The organism is Paenibacillus sp. sgz302191 (assembly GCF_057749925.1).
Genome location: NZ_JBYLHY010000043.1, coordinates 1 through 14,775 on the forward strand (window position 1 = coordinate 1; position 14,775 = coordinate 14,775).

11 protein-coding genes are annotated in these 14,775 nt (G+C 51.9%); 10 read left to right on the forward strand and 1 reads right to left on the reverse strand.

The genetic code is table 11. The annotated features are described in order from the left end of the window. Positions 1 to 463: 463 nt before the first annotated feature. The 3 genes from AC3G2T_RS35160 to AC3G2T_RS35170 all read left to right on the forward strand — a co-directional run bounded on the left by AC3G2T_RS35160 (position 464) and on the right by AC3G2T_RS35170 (position 2,618). The gene (locus tag AC3G2T_RS35160) at positions 464 to 763 is read left to right on the forward strand and encodes a hypothetical protein (protein ID WP_488438392.1); all 300 of its coding nucleotides are present in this window, start codon (positions 464 to 466) and stop codon (positions 761 to 763) included. 959 nt (positions 764 to 1,722) lie between these two features. Next, complete coding sequence (locus tag AC3G2T_RS35165; protein ID WP_488438412.1) at positions 1,723 to 2,121, forward strand: DUF6973 domain-containing protein; 399 nt, start codon at positions 1,723 to 1,725, stop codon at positions 2,119 to 2,121. A gap of 71 nt (positions 2,122 to 2,192) precedes the next feature. Continuing rightward, positions 2,193 to 2,618 carry a hypothetical protein gene (locus AC3G2T_RS35170; RefSeq protein ID WP_488438393.1) on the forward strand — a complete coding sequence of 142 codons (426 nt, stop codon included), beginning with the start codon at positions 2,193 to 2,195 and terminating at the stop codon, positions 2,616 to 2,618. Between the two features lie 311 nt (positions 2,619 to 2,929). On the opposite strand, the gene rlmD is transcribed toward AC3G2T_RS35170, so the two are convergent. After that, positions 2,930 to 4,489 (reverse strand): 23S rRNA (uracil(1939)-C(5))-methyltransferase RlmD, encoded by a 1,560-nt coding sequence (gene rlmD / locus AC3G2T_RS35175; protein WP_488438394.1) that lies wholly within the window; start codon positions 4,487 to 4,489, stop codon positions 2,930 to 2,932. 304 nt (positions 4,490 to 4,793) lie between these two features. Here rlmD and AC3G2T_RS35180 point away from each other — a divergent pair, with 304 nt between their 5' ends. From AC3G2T_RS35180 to AC3G2T_RS35210, 7 genes are all read left to right on the forward strand, one after another. Further along, positions 4,794 to 5,729 (forward strand): carbohydrate ABC transporter permease, encoded by a 936-nt coding sequence (locus AC3G2T_RS35180; protein ID WP_488438395.1) that lies wholly within the window; start codon positions 4,794 to 4,796, stop codon positions 5,727 to 5,729. 33 nt (positions 5,730 to 5,762) lie between these two features. Further along, on the forward strand, positions 5,763 to 6,602 hold the full coding sequence (locus AC3G2T_RS35185; protein ID WP_474686007.1) for a carbohydrate ABC transporter permease: 840 nt from the start codon (positions 5,763 to 5,765) through the stop codon (positions 6,600 to 6,602). A gap of 108 nt (positions 6,603 to 6,710) precedes the next feature. After that, positions 6,711 to 8,102: an ABC transporter substrate-binding protein gene (locus AC3G2T_RS35190; protein WP_488438396.1), complete on the forward strand. Its 1,392-nt coding sequence runs from the start codon at positions 6,711 to 6,713 to the stop codon at positions 8,100 to 8,102. Positions 8,103 to 8,179: 77 nt separating this feature from the next. Further along, positions 8,180 to 10,021 carry a cache domain-containing sensor histidine kinase gene (locus AC3G2T_RS35195; protein ID WP_474686003.1) on the forward strand — a complete coding sequence of 614 codons (1,842 nt, stop codon included), beginning with the start codon at positions 8,180 to 8,182 and terminating at the stop codon, positions 10,019 to 10,021. Continuing rightward, positions 9,999 to 11,606: a response regulator transcription factor gene (locus tag AC3G2T_RS35200; protein ID WP_474686001.1), complete on the forward strand. Its 1,608-nt coding sequence runs from the start codon at positions 9,999 to 10,001 to the stop codon at positions 11,604 to 11,606. The genes AC3G2T_RS35195 and AC3G2T_RS35200 overlap by 23 nt, the downstream gene beginning before the upstream one ends. A gap of 31 nt (positions 11,607 to 11,637) precedes the next feature. Further along, positions 11,638 to 13,503, forward strand: coding sequence for a heparinase II/III domain-containing protein (locus AC3G2T_RS35205; RefSeq protein WP_488438397.1), 1,866 nt, complete (start codon positions 11,638 to 11,640; stop codon positions 13,501 to 13,503). An 80-nt stretch (positions 13,504 to 13,583) separates the two neighbouring features. Beyond that, a complete protein-coding gene (locus tag AC3G2T_RS35210) occupies positions 13,584 to 14,705 on the forward strand; it encodes a glycoside hydrolase family 88 protein (protein ID WP_488438398.1) in 1,122 nt (373 codons plus the stop codon). Positions 14,706 to 14,775 lie beyond the last annotated feature (70 nt).

The window sequence follows — 14,775 nt, forward strand, 5'->3', positions numbered from 1 at the left end:
CTGTCTGCCTGGGAGCAAGGTCGCAACTCGAGTCAAAAGGGAGTCGATTGGCAGTTTACTACCTCTGACGCCCGGATCAAATTAAAACGTCTTTATCCACAATTTAAAGACTGATGATGTACTAGTACTTCTAGGATGGTTCTTAGCAATTCAAGTTTCATAGTATAGGCAATCCATGAAATAGCCCAATATCCAAATAGCCAAAATACTATAGAAATAATTAAAAAGCGAATCAAATTCATTATGGATCACTCTCTTTGAAATATTGATTGTTACTGTTACATATCTCTAATCAGAAATAATAAATGACCTAAATTATAACAACCATATAGCACCAATTTGGTACATTATACCATCGAATTCAACGAAAAAACGCTTTAGTATCGAATTAAAATGAACTTGCCATCCCCTCCCATCAGTGTTAACATACACACACTCGAAGACAGGGAAGGGGAGAGGCGCTATGGAAGATTGGCCTGATTGGATTGTTAAGGGCTTGCGTCAGAGGTTTGATGATGTATCGCTCATCGTGGAGCAGCAGGAGGACATTGTTCCATTAATCGAAAAGTCATCGAAATTGCTAACGAATTTGAAAAGCCAAGTAGATGAATCTGCTTTAGTGATTGTACTGGAATGGGAGGAGGCTATTCTATATCAGCAATCGGCTGAAAAGGAATGGCTGTATGTGAGAGGGGTTAAGGACGGCATAGGGATTATGAAGGAAATAAATCTTTATCTGAGCAAGAATCGTTTGGAATTTTAACGAGCAAACAGCATGGAATCGACCCATGCCATCTGTCGCTGTTGGTTGCTTGAGACTTTAGGTTACTCGATGATTTCCTCAATCTCTAATCCACTTTTTAGGGTGAAAACAAAATGTGCTCACAAAAATCCTCCTAGTGTTATAAGGTTACACAGACTAAGAATTAAGCCCCATGTCGTATAGACTTATTCCACAAATCAACTGGTAATTCCTTTTTTTTACATGAATTTCCCGCTATTATACAATGCGAAAACTGATACAAATCCAATATTGTTTATTTGAGTGAAAAAGATGTAGCTATATCACGAAACCTTCTCACAGATACTGCGTCTAATAAACATACTGCTTTAAGGAGCGATTTATTTGAGAATTACTTGTGATTCAGCATCATCAATGGGGTATATCTCATTTAAACAAACGAGTAAGGAAAATACGAATATTACATCATTCAATGAGCTTTTTAAGTATGTTAGTGCTGATGAGGCTCAAATTCCTCGTAAGGTATATGATAACATTTCTTACAATTTAGTCCATATGGACTATCCCAAAATATGGAATTAATTGGTATGATATGAAAGTGATTTTATGGTTGTCGCTTTGGCAACTGTTGTAGGGTGTGCAATTAATGGCTTATCTTCCTTTGCAGCTAATTCAGATGCAAACCGCTAATATTCATCACAGTCTTTTGAGTCAGCACCAAACTATATTCAAAGTGAAAAAGTTCAAAGCGTGGATGAGGTTCTTTCTGATCCTAAATTCAGCGGTTTAACATTTGATAGTAATGCGGTAAGGTTATTCAAAAACGTGGAAAATTTCAAAAAAGAAAATCCTAACTTGAATACACAAGAACGTATCTCTCAATTTGACAAAAGATAGATACAGAGGGAAGATTCACTTTAACTAGTGATTCTTATAACTCCACATGGAAAAGCCTTAACCTCGCAGAAAAAGCGTTAGTAATTGCTTATCCTGCCAATGCTTTACTCGTGAATTATTGTAAAGATAAAGCCGTATCTTTTTCAGATAGCCATTATTTATACGGCACGTTGGATGGCAATGGAACAAAAAAAGATGCGTTTCGCCATGCCATTTGGAATGCATTGATGTGCAAATACATTAGCAAAACGGATGCAGTTACGTGGGCAACAGCTCACGAAGACCACGATGATGTGTGCTATCAAATTGTATTCGATGGTTTTACTGGAAGGCAACATACTGACATGGACTTGTTTAACAACAAGAAGTGGAGAGACTGCTGGAACATCTTGACTGATGGCATACTTTGGACATCGGATCAAACTTTGCAAGATCGAGTTACTGCAAAAATCCAAGCTGGCGAGATGGTCGTTTTAAGATAGAATATGGAAGAGGAAGGGAATTTCCTTTCCTCTTTTATGATTTAATATCAACGTAAGAGGGAGATTTATTGATGCGAATAAAACTACTAATCGCATTCATTGGATTGCTATTCACATTAAGCGCTTGTTCAAATGACAAGCCTATGCCTACTTCCACACCGTATGTTGAGGGGACAGATATTAAAATCCCAGTCGGGATACATGTTTCCACTTGGCAAAAAAAGCATGATTATGGGGAAGGTTCAGCGTATGAAATAAATGTCCATCCTGTCGTTATTCCACCTAATTCAAAAATCATACTTTCTTTTGATAGAGAACCCAATAAAATCGAAAAAATTTCTGAAGTATTAAGCCCGAACGATTCAACCCTGTTGGATAATTCCAAAAATGAAATAGTCGTACCTTACACCGAAGGAACACATACTTACGCTTATTTAGCTCGTTGGGATGAAGGGTACGTTCAATTTGTCACCAAAGTGGAGGTAAAAGGAAAATAAAAATCTTTAACTTTCACACTCGCTAAGTAATACACTCAGTTATCCTTAAAATGCACGAAGTTGAGTTTTTTTCTAACTTGACTTCGTGTTTATTCGTTTTCGTATTGAAAAATATAATTTCTTCGACGCCTAATGTTAACATTAGCATAAGGAGAAATCACGAGTGATGCTTAACTTCAAAAAAAGACACTATAAAATGTATGAACTGTGGTAAAACATACCGCCTTGTTTCATTGGTAATATAAACTAACGACAAATAGCCCTCTCACCAATCAAAAGGGCTAGACTCAATAGGATAGACTATGCTATTTTCACTTATCCCGATATATCCTTACCACGCACTCCACATGCGCCGTCTGCGGGAACATGTCGACGGGCTGCACCCACTCGAGGCGGTAGCCGCCCTCGAGGAGGGTCCTGCAATCCTTCGCCAGAGTCGAAGGATTGCAGGACACGTACACGAGCCGCGTCGGCTTCGCGGCTAGCAGCGCGCCGAGCAGCTGCGCATCGCAGCCGGTCCGGGGCGGGTCCACCACGACGACGTCGGGGTGGAGGCCTTCCCGGACCCACTGCGGCAGCAGCTGCTCGGCGCGCCCGGCGTAGAAGCGGGCGTTGCCGAGCCCGCTGGTTTGCGCGTTGCGGCGCGCGTCCCGGACGGCATCTTCGACGAGCTCGATGCCGCGCACTTCCGCCGCCTGCGGCGCCAGCCACAAGCCTATGGTGCCGGTGCCGCAATAGGCGTCTACGACCAGCTCGCGGCCGGTCAGGGCCGCAGCTTCCTTCACCGCGTCGTACAGCTTCACCGTCTGCGACGGGTTCAGCTGGAAAAACGCGCGCGGTGAGAGCGCAAAGCTCAGCTCGCCGAGGCCCTCGCCGAGATGCTCGTCGCCCCACAAAATGAACGTCTCCGCTCCGAAAATATGCGAGCTCCGGCCGGTGTTCACATTTTGGGCGATTGTAGATACTTCAGAAAGCCGCTCCCGGACACGGCGCACCAGTTGCTCCCGCTGCGGCAGCTCTTTGACTGCCGTTATGAGCGTCACCTGCACCGTCTGCGATTGCAGCCCGACCCGGGCGACAATCGTGCGCAGCACACCGGTGCGCTTTCTTTCATCGTAGACGGGGATGTGCAGCTCGGCGGCAATCCGGCTGACCGTCTCTACGACGCGATTGATAACCGGGTGCTGAATCGGGCAGCCGGTTATGTCCACGAGACGGTGCGAGCCCGCCGCGTACAGTCCGGTAACGAGCCGGCCGTTCTGGCGGCCGACCTGCAGCTGCGCTTTGTTGCGGTACCCCCAGGGCTCGTCCATGCCGAGAATGGGGCGCAGCGGAAGCGAGCCGATGCCGGTGTACCGCTCGAAAGCTTCGCGGATCATCTCCTCTTTGGCGCGCAGCTGGCCTTCATAGCTCAAATGCTGGAGCTGGCAGCCGCCGCATTCCTCATAGACCGGGCAGGGCGGGGCGATGCGCTCGGGCGAGCATTTTTCCAGCTCTTGCAGGGAAGCTTGAATAAACCCGGGCTCGACTCTCACGACCTTCGCTTTGACGACCTCATCCGGCAGCGCCCCCGGTACGAAAACCGCTTTGCGCTTAAAGTAGCCGACCCCTTCGCCATTGATCCCGATCCGCTTGATCGTCACGACGAGCAAGTCGCCGATCTGCACATCCTGTGCCGAGGTACGGCTGCTCACATCCACAGCCGTACTTTTACCGCTCCTGAGCGTGACATTTCCGTTTTTTTTGCCGTTAACGCGGCTTGCGTCCGGGCCTGAGTTTGACCCGCGACCCGGTTCCGGCCTTGCTCCCGTACGGCTATCCGGCTTGCCGGACTTGGGCCCGCGCGGTTCGTTTCCTTTATATGTCTTCACGATCTGTTCTCGCCTCGCGTTACAGTAAGTTTTCATTCAATATATCACGTTCGGACCGGGAAAAAAACATCCCGCCCCCGCGGATACTTGTCAAGCCCAAGTCCCGCAGGAAAATTGTTTACAAGCAGGGAGGGGAATGTTGCGCGTTGCGGAACTGCAAGGCGGTCGGTCAGCCCTCACGGGTACGAACCGGAGTGGCGAACATGTCAAAAAAGTATCGCTTTTGATCAAAATACCGTCATTGCGGGCGCTTTTTTTTTCTTATAATGAGAGCAACTCCTTAACTAGACGAGGTGAAAGAATAATGGAACAACAAGCTGCAACACTGCCTGTACAGTCTTCTTCTCGCAAACGGAGGCGCTCGCTGGCGAAAGGGGAAACGCTCGCCGGATTTTTATTCGTAAGTCCGATGCTTTTGGGTGTGACGGTACTGGTGCTGCTGCCCATCATTGCGACGCTGATTCTGAGCTTTGCCGATTGGAACTTTGTGGCCGGCTGGAACGGCATCAAATGGACGGGATTTGCCAATTTTGATAAGCTGTTTCACGACTCGATGTTTCTCAGGTCCGTGCGGAACAACGTCTTATTTTTGCTGTCCGTTCCCGCTTACTTGATCATTTCATTAATACTTGCGATTGTGATCGATCGTCACGTCTACCTGAAAAGCTACTTTAAAATAGCGTATTTCATGCCTTACGTTTCCAGTATCGTAGCGGTGGCTACCGTCTGGCAGGTGCTTTTTCAGCCTTCTTACGGGCCGATCAACGAGTTTCTGAAGGCGATGGGAATCAGCGAACCGCCCAAATGGATTGCGGACCCGAACTTTGCGCTTATTTCGATCATGATGATTTACGTTTGGGTTTCAATCGGGTTTAATATGATTATTTACATTGCAGGCTTGCAGTCGATTCCGAAAGATTTGTACGAGGCCGCCGATATCGACGGAGCGAGCGGGTGGACCCAATTTGTCAAAATTACGCTGCCGATGCTGTCTCCGACATCGTTTTTCCTGCTGGTGACGGGTATTATTTCGACCTTCAAGGTGTTCGATATCATTGCGGTTATGACGCAGGGCGGGCCTATCGGCTCCACATCCCTCATCGTCTGGTATTTGTACGATACGGCGTTCGTTAATCTGAAAATCGGGTATGCCTCATCCATGGCGACGATGCTGCTCGCGTTCGTTTTGCTGATTACGGTAGCGCAGTGGATCGGACAAAAGAAATGGGTCAACTACTAATGGATTCGCATTCGCTCTGGAAGGAGAACCGCCATGAATCAACTTGTGCTTTACCGCTTCCGCAAATCGCTGATTACGCTGATTATGTTCGCGGGGAGCGTCCTGTTCCTGCTGCCGTTTTTTTGGATGATCGTCACGTCGTTTAAACTGGAATCGGAAGTGTTTACATACCCGATCCAGTGGATTCCCCACGAGTGGCGCGCTATCGAAAATTATAAGGAAGTATGGCTCGGCAAAATTCCTTTTTACTTATACTACTGGAATTCGATCAAAGTCAGCGTGATAACGACGTTCATCTCCTGCGCCGTATCCGCTCTGGCCGCCTACGGGTTTTCCAAAGTGCAATTTAAAGCGGGCAAGTGGCTGTTCCTGATCGTGCTGATGACGTATATGATTCCGACGCAAGCGGTGCTGGTGCCGCAGTTTATTTTGTACCGTGCGATCGGCCTCTTTGACAGCCATGCCGGTTTGATCGCGCTGGGCAGTTTCAGCGTACTCGGCACGTTCATGCTGCGGCAGTTTTTTATGGGCTTGCATAACGACTATATTGAATCGGCGAAAATAGACGGAGCCGGACACTTTACCATTTTTTATGCGATCGCTTTGCCGCTTGTCAAGCCTGCTGTCGCGACTTACGCCATTTTGCGGTTCATATGGACGTGGAACGATTACCAAAATCCGCTCATTTTTTTGCGCAGCGACAAGCTGTTCACGCTTCAACTCGCCATGGCCAAGTTTACTTCGCTGAGCGGGGAGTTTTATTCCCTGATTATGGCGGGGACCGTTTCCGCGATATTTCCGCTCATTCTTATATTTATCATCGGCCAAAAGAGCGTGATCGAAGGCATTGCCGTCGGCGGGGTAAAAGGCTAAAGAAGTCAAAATATTTTGGAAAAAGTAAATTTACGATCATGAGAACCGGGTTGCGACCTTATATAATTTGGATTGTAAAAAGAGCAATCAACTTCGAGGAGGGTTTCTATGAAAAAGAATTTGTGGACCGGGCTTGTCGCATCGGGTCTCGTGTTAAGCCTTGTGGCCGGGTGCAGCAGCTCGAACGGTGGCGGCGGCACGGCTTCGCCGGGGGCGGGAACGGCGCAATCGACTGCGAAAGCGGGAGATTCGGTCAATCTGCGGATGTTCGTGTTCGGCACGGAAGCCGCTTACAACTGGAAAAAGACGCTGGCCGCTTACGAAGAGAAAAACCCGGGCACGAAAATAGAGCTTGTACCGCTGAGCGAAAAAGGCGACACCCAGGAATCGATGAAAAAACTCGATCTGGCCGCAGCCTCCGGAGAAACGATGGATATTCTCATGTTCAGCGACCCGGCGGGATATGCGCAGCGCGTAGCACTCGGCATGGCGGCGCCGCTTGACGATTACATCGCCAAGGACGGCTTCAAGGAAGAAGAGGAGTACAAAGTGGATACGCATCTGAACGGCAAAGTGTATGCGCTTCCGGGTAAGTTCAATCCATGGTATGTGCTGCTGAACAAAAATCACCTCGATGAGGCCGGCCTGAAGGTTCCGACGGATTGGACCTGGGACGATTTTGCCGACTATGCGAAAAAGCTGACCAAGGGCGAAGGAGCCACAAAACGTTACGGCACTTACTTCCACGGCCCTCAAAACGGCGGCTGGCTGGAATATCTCAAGCTTTATATGGAAAATCAGCCTAAAGATTCGGATATTTTGAAAGCGGACGGCACATCGAACCTGGACAGCCCGAACTTCAAGAAGACGCTGGAACTTCGCGTGAAGATGGAGAAGGAGGACAAATCGGCCGTTCCTTATGCGGACATGATTTCGCAGAAGTTGGCTTACCGGACACAGCTGTTTAACCAGAACGTCAGCATGCTCGTCATCGGAAGCTGGATGAATACGGAAATCGGCGGCACCGAGCAAGTTCCGCTTAATTTCAACATCGCCGTCGCCCCGTTCCCGAAAAATAGCACAGGCGATCCGAACGGCTACACGCCGGTTACGACGGATTTCGTGTCCGTAGCCGCAAGCTCCAAGCATAAGGAAGAAGCGTACAAGTTCGTGCGCTGGTACACGACGGAAGGTCAAATCGTGCAGGGCAAAAACGTTCCGGCCTGGAGCAAAGTGAAGTCGGAAGATCTCAGCAAGCTGATCGATACGATCGTAAGCGGCACGAAAAACCCGGAAAAAGTCGATAAGGCGTCTCTTATCGCCACACTGTCGGCGTCCAAAGCGTCGCAGCTCGTACCGGCGGCGTCCTACCAGGCGGAAGTGTTCAAAGCGCTGAACGAAGAGTTCGAGAAGCTCATTTTCAACAAGCAGGATATCGATACGACGGTGAAAAACTCCCAGGACCGCACCAATCAGATTATTGCCGCAAACAAAAAATAGTTTGATATAATGATAGTTATACGGGGCGGCCTGAAACTGCCCCTTTTTCTATTTGGCGAGGGGAGGCCTGCTTAGGCATGTGGAACCGCATCCGAGAGCTGTTCACGTTCCGTTCCATGCGTTATAAGCTGATGTTGGCGTCTATATTGTGCATTTTGCTTCCGGCAGCCTGTTCGCTGTATATTTACAATTACTGGACGCAGGACGCCGTGAAGAAGCAGGCGGTATCCAACTCCCAGGAGTCTTTGCAGTTAGTCAACGGATTAGTGACGAATTTGATCAGAAATATGATTTATATCGCCAATTACGTGCAATTGAACACGGAGTTTAACACTTATTTTAAGCTTTTTCCAAATGAAGGCGTTTCTAATACGAGTGAAGATACGTACCTTAGGTTTCGGGAGGCGAACCGCATTCTGGAACAGGTGCAAAATTTGTCGAATTGGACCGACCGTTTTTACGTGACGATTTTGCTTGCCGACGGGACTTATTTTACAAGCTATTCGCTTACGGAGTACAATCCTTTGAATTTCCGCAAAGAAAGCTGGTTTCCCGAGGTCGAGCATTTGCAGGGAATCCAGTCGTACTGGACGGGGCCGACGCCGACCGTCTTTCAGACGGAACAGAAAACAAGCCCGTACCAAATTTCCATGATCCGCACGCTGCGCAAGGATAACCAGCAAGTATTAGGATATGTTATCGTCACAGTGATGGAAAGCCAGCTTCATGACATTTTTAACCGTCTCGCGGGGGGCGAGGAGCTGATGATCGTAGACGGTGCGAATCATATCGTCTCGCATCCGGATTCGGGCCAAATCGGCCAACCGTTCGCATATTCCGGACTCGGCGAGAACGAGAAGAGCTCGAACATCGTGCCGATCCGGGGGGAGAACTATATCGTCACGGAACAGAAGCTTTCGCCGATGAACTGGCATCTGGTGTCCTTGCAGCCTTACCGGAAGGCGATTGTCAACATAAGCTCGATTTTCACGAAAGTGATGATCTTTCAATCGATATTTTTCTTTATTATATTAATGCTGCTGCTTTATTTGCTGAGCACATTTACGAAGCCGCTGGTGCGGCTGGGGCGCGTGGCCGCCAAAGTGCAGCGGGGCAATCTGACGATCCGCACCGGCATTCGCGGGCAGGATGAAGTCGGCCGGCTCGGCTACTCCTTCGATCAGATGCTGGATAAAATAGGCGAGATGATTGACGAAGTGTCCGAAACGCATTCCCGCAAACGCAAAGCGGAGCTGGCTATGCTGCAGGCGCAAATCAACCCGCACTTTCTGTTCAATGTGCTCAATTCCATTCGCATGAAGGTGATGAGGCGGGGAGACGAGGAAAGCGCGCAAATGATCGGCTCGCTGTCCAAGCTTTTGCGGATGACGGTCAGCCCGGATAAGGATGTCATTGCTTTGCATGAAGAGATTGACCTTATCGGCAGCTATGTTAGTCTTATGAATATGCGCCAAAAAGAGGAGGCGCGGCTGGAGCTGCATTTTGACCTGACGCCGCAAGCTTTTTTGATCGAGGTGCCGCGATTTTTCCTGCAGCCGGTTATCGAGAATGCTCTCATTCACGGGCTGAACCGAAGTGCGGGCACGATTGCGATCGAAGCCCGCGAGGAGCAAGCGGGGCTGATACTGGCCGTAAGAGACGACGGAACCGGGATGAGCCCGGGACAGCTTGCGGCGTTGCGATTAAAAATCGTGTCGGCGGCAGCCGCTTCGTCCGAAGAGAGAGCGGGCGGCGGCTTTTCGGGAATCGGACTGCCCAACGTCTACGAGCGGATGAAGATGACCTTTGGCGACGAATTCCGCCTGGAAGTCATCAGCGAGCTGGGGAAAGGCACGTGCATTGAGATGTTTATTCCATACAGGGAGGCGGCAGGGGATGTACAACGTGATGCTGGTTGACGACGATTACCCTGTGATCGAGCTTCTCTCCGAAGCTATTCATTGGGAAGCGCTCGGCCTTCGTCTGATCGGCGCGCACGATAACGGGCTTCACGCCTGGGAACAGGCGCAGCGGGAGATGCCGGACATCGTCATTACCGATATCGGCATGCCGAAGATGGACGGTCTGGAGCTGATCGGGCTATTGAAGCAGCGCAAAGCGAACGTGCGGGTCGCGATTCTTTCGTGCCACAGCGAGTTTCAGTTCGCCCAGCAGGCGATGCGTATGAACGTTCAGGAATATTTGCTGAAAGACGCCCTGAATCCGGCCGATCTGGAGCGGCTGCTTGCGCAGTTCAAAGACAGCCTCGATCTGGAGAACCGGCTGAGCGGCCAGCAGTCGAGACTGAAACATATCGTTGACGAAACGAAAGAATTGCGCAAGGAACAGTGGCTCAAAAATTTTATTCATCAACCGCTGCTGTCTCCGGGCGAATGGAGAAAAGAAGCGAACGCTTACGGACTCTTCGAAGAAGGGACTGCCTGCATCGCCGCAATCGGCTTTATCGAAGGCTACCGGCAGGCGAAGCAGCGGTTCCTGTCGGTTCAGACGCTGCGCTTTGCGGTCGGCAATGTGCTGGAGGAAGTGCTGTCGGGCCTGGAACTGCACAGTGTGCATGCCGGCTACGGCGCCAAAGAATCCATTCTGTTGTTCGCCTACCGTCCCGATTTGAAAGTCAGCATGTACGAGCAAATCACAACCGGCCTTAGAACGGTGCAGGCCGCGCTCAAAAGAGCGCTCAAGCTGCAGATGAGCTTCGTGCTCGGCGAGAGCTGCCTGCATCCCGCGGAGCTGAAGCAGAGCCTCCGGCTGCTGCTGGAAAGCGATGCCCAGCGGTTTTATTTGGAACCCGGCGCCATTGTCCGCAAGGGTCCCGGTCCGGCCGCCGATCTCAAGCAGGATCTTTTTGCCCATTATGACCGGGCGAATACGGAACTGCGGGAGCTGCTGATCGGCAAAAAATCCGGAGACGTGCAGAGCGCGGTCGAGGGCTGGATCACCGTTATGCGCCAGGGGGGCTACGCGCCCGAAACGGTGAAGGACTGGATGCTGAAGCTGATCCTCGATCTCAAGCTGAAGCTGCAGTCGCTTCAATTTACGCGCTCCTCTTTCTCCGCGGATACGCTTCATAAGGAAATCGTCGACATCGATTCCTTGTCCGAGCTGAAGCAGTGGCTGGTCGACCACCTGCAAGCCGTCGTCGCCCTGGCCGGAAAGGGTGCAGGGGGCGGGCTCCGCGCGGAAGTGATGGAAGCGTGCAAATATGTGTCGCTGCATCTGGACAAGCGGATCGGCCTGGAAGAGGTTGCCGAGCATCTGTTCCTGAACCCCAGCTATTTCAGCCGGTTGTTCAAAAAGGAAACGGGCGAGAACTTCATCGAATACATTACCCGGATGAAAATGGAGAGAGCCAAGGAACTGCTCGATCAGACGGCTCATCCGGTGGGCAAAATTTGCGAAATGCTCGGCTACGATAACCAGAGCTATTTTATTAAAATTTTTAAAACTCACGCAGGCGTAACGCCGCTGGAATACAGAGGATAAATTGGCGGCGGCGGGCCAAGAGGAGGAAACGATGCTTTTGCAATCGCAGCATATTCAGGACGGTTTGCGGGATCTGGCTCCCGCAGATTCCCGGATTTTGTACCCGGAGGGCGCGGAGTTTTGGCGTAAGGCTAACGCTTCGCCTTACTATGAAGCCCAGGTGGCGGAGATCAGGGACGAAGGGGCAAGGCTGCTCCGAGAGCCGCTCCGCGAGCCGTCCTACGCCGTATTCGCGCAGTTTGAGCGGAGCGGGAAGCGGCTGGAGTTCGAGCAGATTTATTTTGAGAAAAGAAGAAGGTTGACCACATTCGCCCTGCTCTCGCTTCTGGAGCCCGGGAATGAGGCGTACCGCGAAGCGCTGCACGACGTAATCTGGTCGGTCTGTGGCGAGTATACGTGGTGCCTGCCGGCCCACCTGAAGGGGACGCTGGAGACGGACGGCGAGCTTGCCTTTTCGCTGGATGAGGAGGCGTGGGGGCGCAAGCAGACGCACACGCAGATCGATTTGTTTGCCGCCGAGACGGGCTTCGCTTTGAGCGAGATTTTGAGCTTGGCGGGCGAGACGCTGCCGGCGCTGCTGCGCAGCCGCATGCGGGAGGAAATCGTGCATCGCCTGTTCAAGCCTTATTTGGCGCACGGGCCATACCATTGGGAAACGGCGGAGCACAACTGGGCGGCTGTCTGTGCAGGCTCGATCGGCGCTGCGGCGCTGCTTTTGCTGGAACGATCAGGCGACGTGAGCGATATTGTGACCAAAGCGATAGGCAGCATGGAGTGTTACCTGCGGGGCTTCGGGGAAGACGGGGCTTGCCAGGAAGGTCTGGGCTATTGGAATTATGGGTTCGGTTATTTCGTTTATTTTGCAGATCTCCTGAAGAAGCGAACGCAGGGCAAGCTGGACTTGTTCGAGCACGAAAAGGTGCATCGGATCGCGCTTTTTCAGCAAAAATGTTATCTCACGGACGATTTGACCGCGAATTTCTCGGATTCCCTTGAGCATGCCCGGGTACATATCGGGCTTACCCATTATTTGGCGCGCATATATCCCGATATGGCTGCGGCTCCCACAGCGCTTCGGGCCTCATATACCGAGGATCATTGCGCCCGTTTTGCGCCGGCGCTGCGCAATCTTCTGTGGGCAGACCCGAACACTGACGCCGCTATGTGGGAGGCCGCCGATTATTATTTGGACAACGCACAGTGGCTCGTATCCAGGCACGTTGCCGCAGACGGCCGCTTCGGATTTGCCGCCAAGGGCGGGCATAACGACGAGCCTCATAATCATAACGATATCGGGCAGTTCATCGTGGCCTGCGACGGCGAGTCGTTCGTTTCCGACTTGGGAAGCGGCGAATATACGGCGGACTATTTCGGGGCGGAGCGGTACAGCTATGCATGCAACGGGTCGCAGGGGCATTCCGTTCCGATTATAAACGGCCGCTTTCAGGCGGCGGGGAAACAGTTCGCCGCGCAGGTCGTTCGCGTATCCGCTGGGGAACACATCAGCGAGCTGGAGCTCGACATCGCGCAAGCGTACCCTGTTCCGCAGCTGCAGGAGCTCAAGAGGCGCTTCGCCTGGCACAAAAACGGGCGGCTTCCGCACCTCGTTGTCGAGGACGCCTACGTGTTTACCGAAGCGCCGGAGAGCATCGTGGAGCGCGTCGTGACGCGGACGCGGCCTCAGCCGTCGGACGACGGCAGCATCGTCATAGCGGGCGGCGGGGAGAGCCGCCGCAAGCTTTTGATCCGCTATGATCGAGCAGCGGTTGCGCCGAACATTGAGAGCCATGTGTACAGCAATCATTTTGGAGTCGAGACCCCTTGGTATACGGTGGATTTTGCCGTCAAGGACCCGGGGCTTGTCAATAAAGTTGTTTTGCATTTCGAATTTATTTAAGCGTTTCAACCGGGGTGGGGGCGCTTCAGAAGCGTCTTGCTCTGCCGGATTTTTTTCGAAAAAGGAGCAGGTGATGAAGTATGGTAAATTGGTTGGATGAAGCATGGGAGCAGACGATGGCAAAAACGCTGCGCACGAGCCGGCGGATCGGCGCCGGGTTCCCGCATGCCAGCAACGGCGGAAGCTACACGCTGGAGCCTGCGCATTGGTGGACGGCCGGATTTTGGCCGGGGATGCTGTGGCTGCTTTACGATAATGGCGGCGACGAATCGCTGCGCGCTTTGGCGGAGCAGTGCGAAGCAAGCCTGGATCAGGTGTTCCACGACTTTTACCGGCTTGACCACGATCTCGGCTTCATGTGGACGTTGACGAGCGTAGCGAGCTGCAAGCTGACGCAGTCCGCGGAGTCCAGGCGCAGAGCGTTTATCGCGGCCAATTTTTTGGCTGCGCGCTTCAATATCCGGGGCCGCTATATCCGGGCGTGGAATCCGTGGAGCGAAGGCGAGGACAATGCGGGACTGGCCATTATCGACTGCTGCATGAACATGCCGCTGCTGTTTTGGGCTTCGCGCGAAAGCGGCGATCCCCGCTACCGCCATATTGCCGAGGCACATATGGAGACGGTGCTGGAGCATTTTATCCGGCCTGACGGCTCGGTCTATCACATCGTGCGGTTCGATCCTGCGACGGGAGAGCGCATCGAGGGGCTGGGAGGCCAGGGCTTTGCGCCGGAATCGGCGTGGTCGCGCGGTACGGCATGGGCGATTTACGGCTTGACGCTGTGCTATCACCATACCGGCAAGGAAGCTTTTCTCGCGGCCGCCAAACGGGTGGCCCACTTCTTCATCGCCCAGCTGCCCGAAGACCGTGTGCCTTACTGGGATTTCAGGCTGCCGCCGGAGATCACGAAGTACCGCGATTCCTCCGCAGGTGCGTGCGCGGCAAGCGGTTTGCTGCTGCTCGCGGATAAGGTAACGGCTGCGGAATCGCAGACGTACCGGGAAGCGGGGACGCGCATCCTCGAATCGCTGTATACAAATTACGGGGCTTGGAACGACCCGAATGAAGAGGGCTTGATCCTGCACGGTACGAGCCATTATCCGGAAGGGAAGAACATCGATGTGCCCCTGATCTATGGCGACTACTATTTCGTGGAAGGCCTGGCGAGGTTGAAGGGCGCGAAGCACATTTTCTGGGAATAAAAACGCGAAGCTGGAAGCGTTTATTCGACGGTCTCAAAATCATTGCTGCAGCAGGTCGACCGATCCTGGG

Coding starts and splice junctions, on each gene's coding strand:
- AC3G2T_RS35170 (WP_488438393.1), top strand. CDS start 2,193: ATGCGAATAAAACTACTAATCGCATTCATTGGATTGCTATTCACATTA.
- AC3G2T_RS35190 (WP_488438396.1), top strand. CDS start 6,711: ATGAAAAAGAATTTGTGGACCGGGCTTGTCGCATCGGGTCTCGTGTTA.
- AC3G2T_RS35200 (WP_474686001.1), top strand. CDS start 9,999: ATGTACAACGTGATGCTGGTTGACGACGATTACCCTGTGATCGAGCTT.
- AC3G2T_RS35195 (WP_474686003.1), top strand. CDS start 8,180: ATGTGGAACCGCATCCGAGAGCTGTTCACGTTCCGTTCCATGCGTTAT.
- AC3G2T_RS35185 (WP_474686007.1), top strand. CDS start 5,763: ATGAATCAACTTGTGCTTTACCGCTTCCGCAAATCGCTGATTACGCTG.
- AC3G2T_RS35180 (WP_488438395.1), top strand. CDS start 4,794: ATGGAACAACAAGCTGCAACACTGCCTGTACAGTCTTCTTCTCGCAAA.
- AC3G2T_RS35210 (WP_488438398.1), top strand. CDS start 13,584: ATGGTAAATTGGTTGGATGAAGCATGGGAGCAGACGATGGCAAAAACG.
- AC3G2T_RS35205 (WP_488438397.1), top strand. CDS start 11,638: ATGCTTTTGCAATCGCAGCATATTCAGGACGGTTTGCGGGATCTGGCT.
- AC3G2T_RS35160 (WP_488438392.1), top strand. CDS start 464: ATGGAAGATTGGCCTGATTGGATTGTTAAGGGCTTGCGTCAGAGGTTT.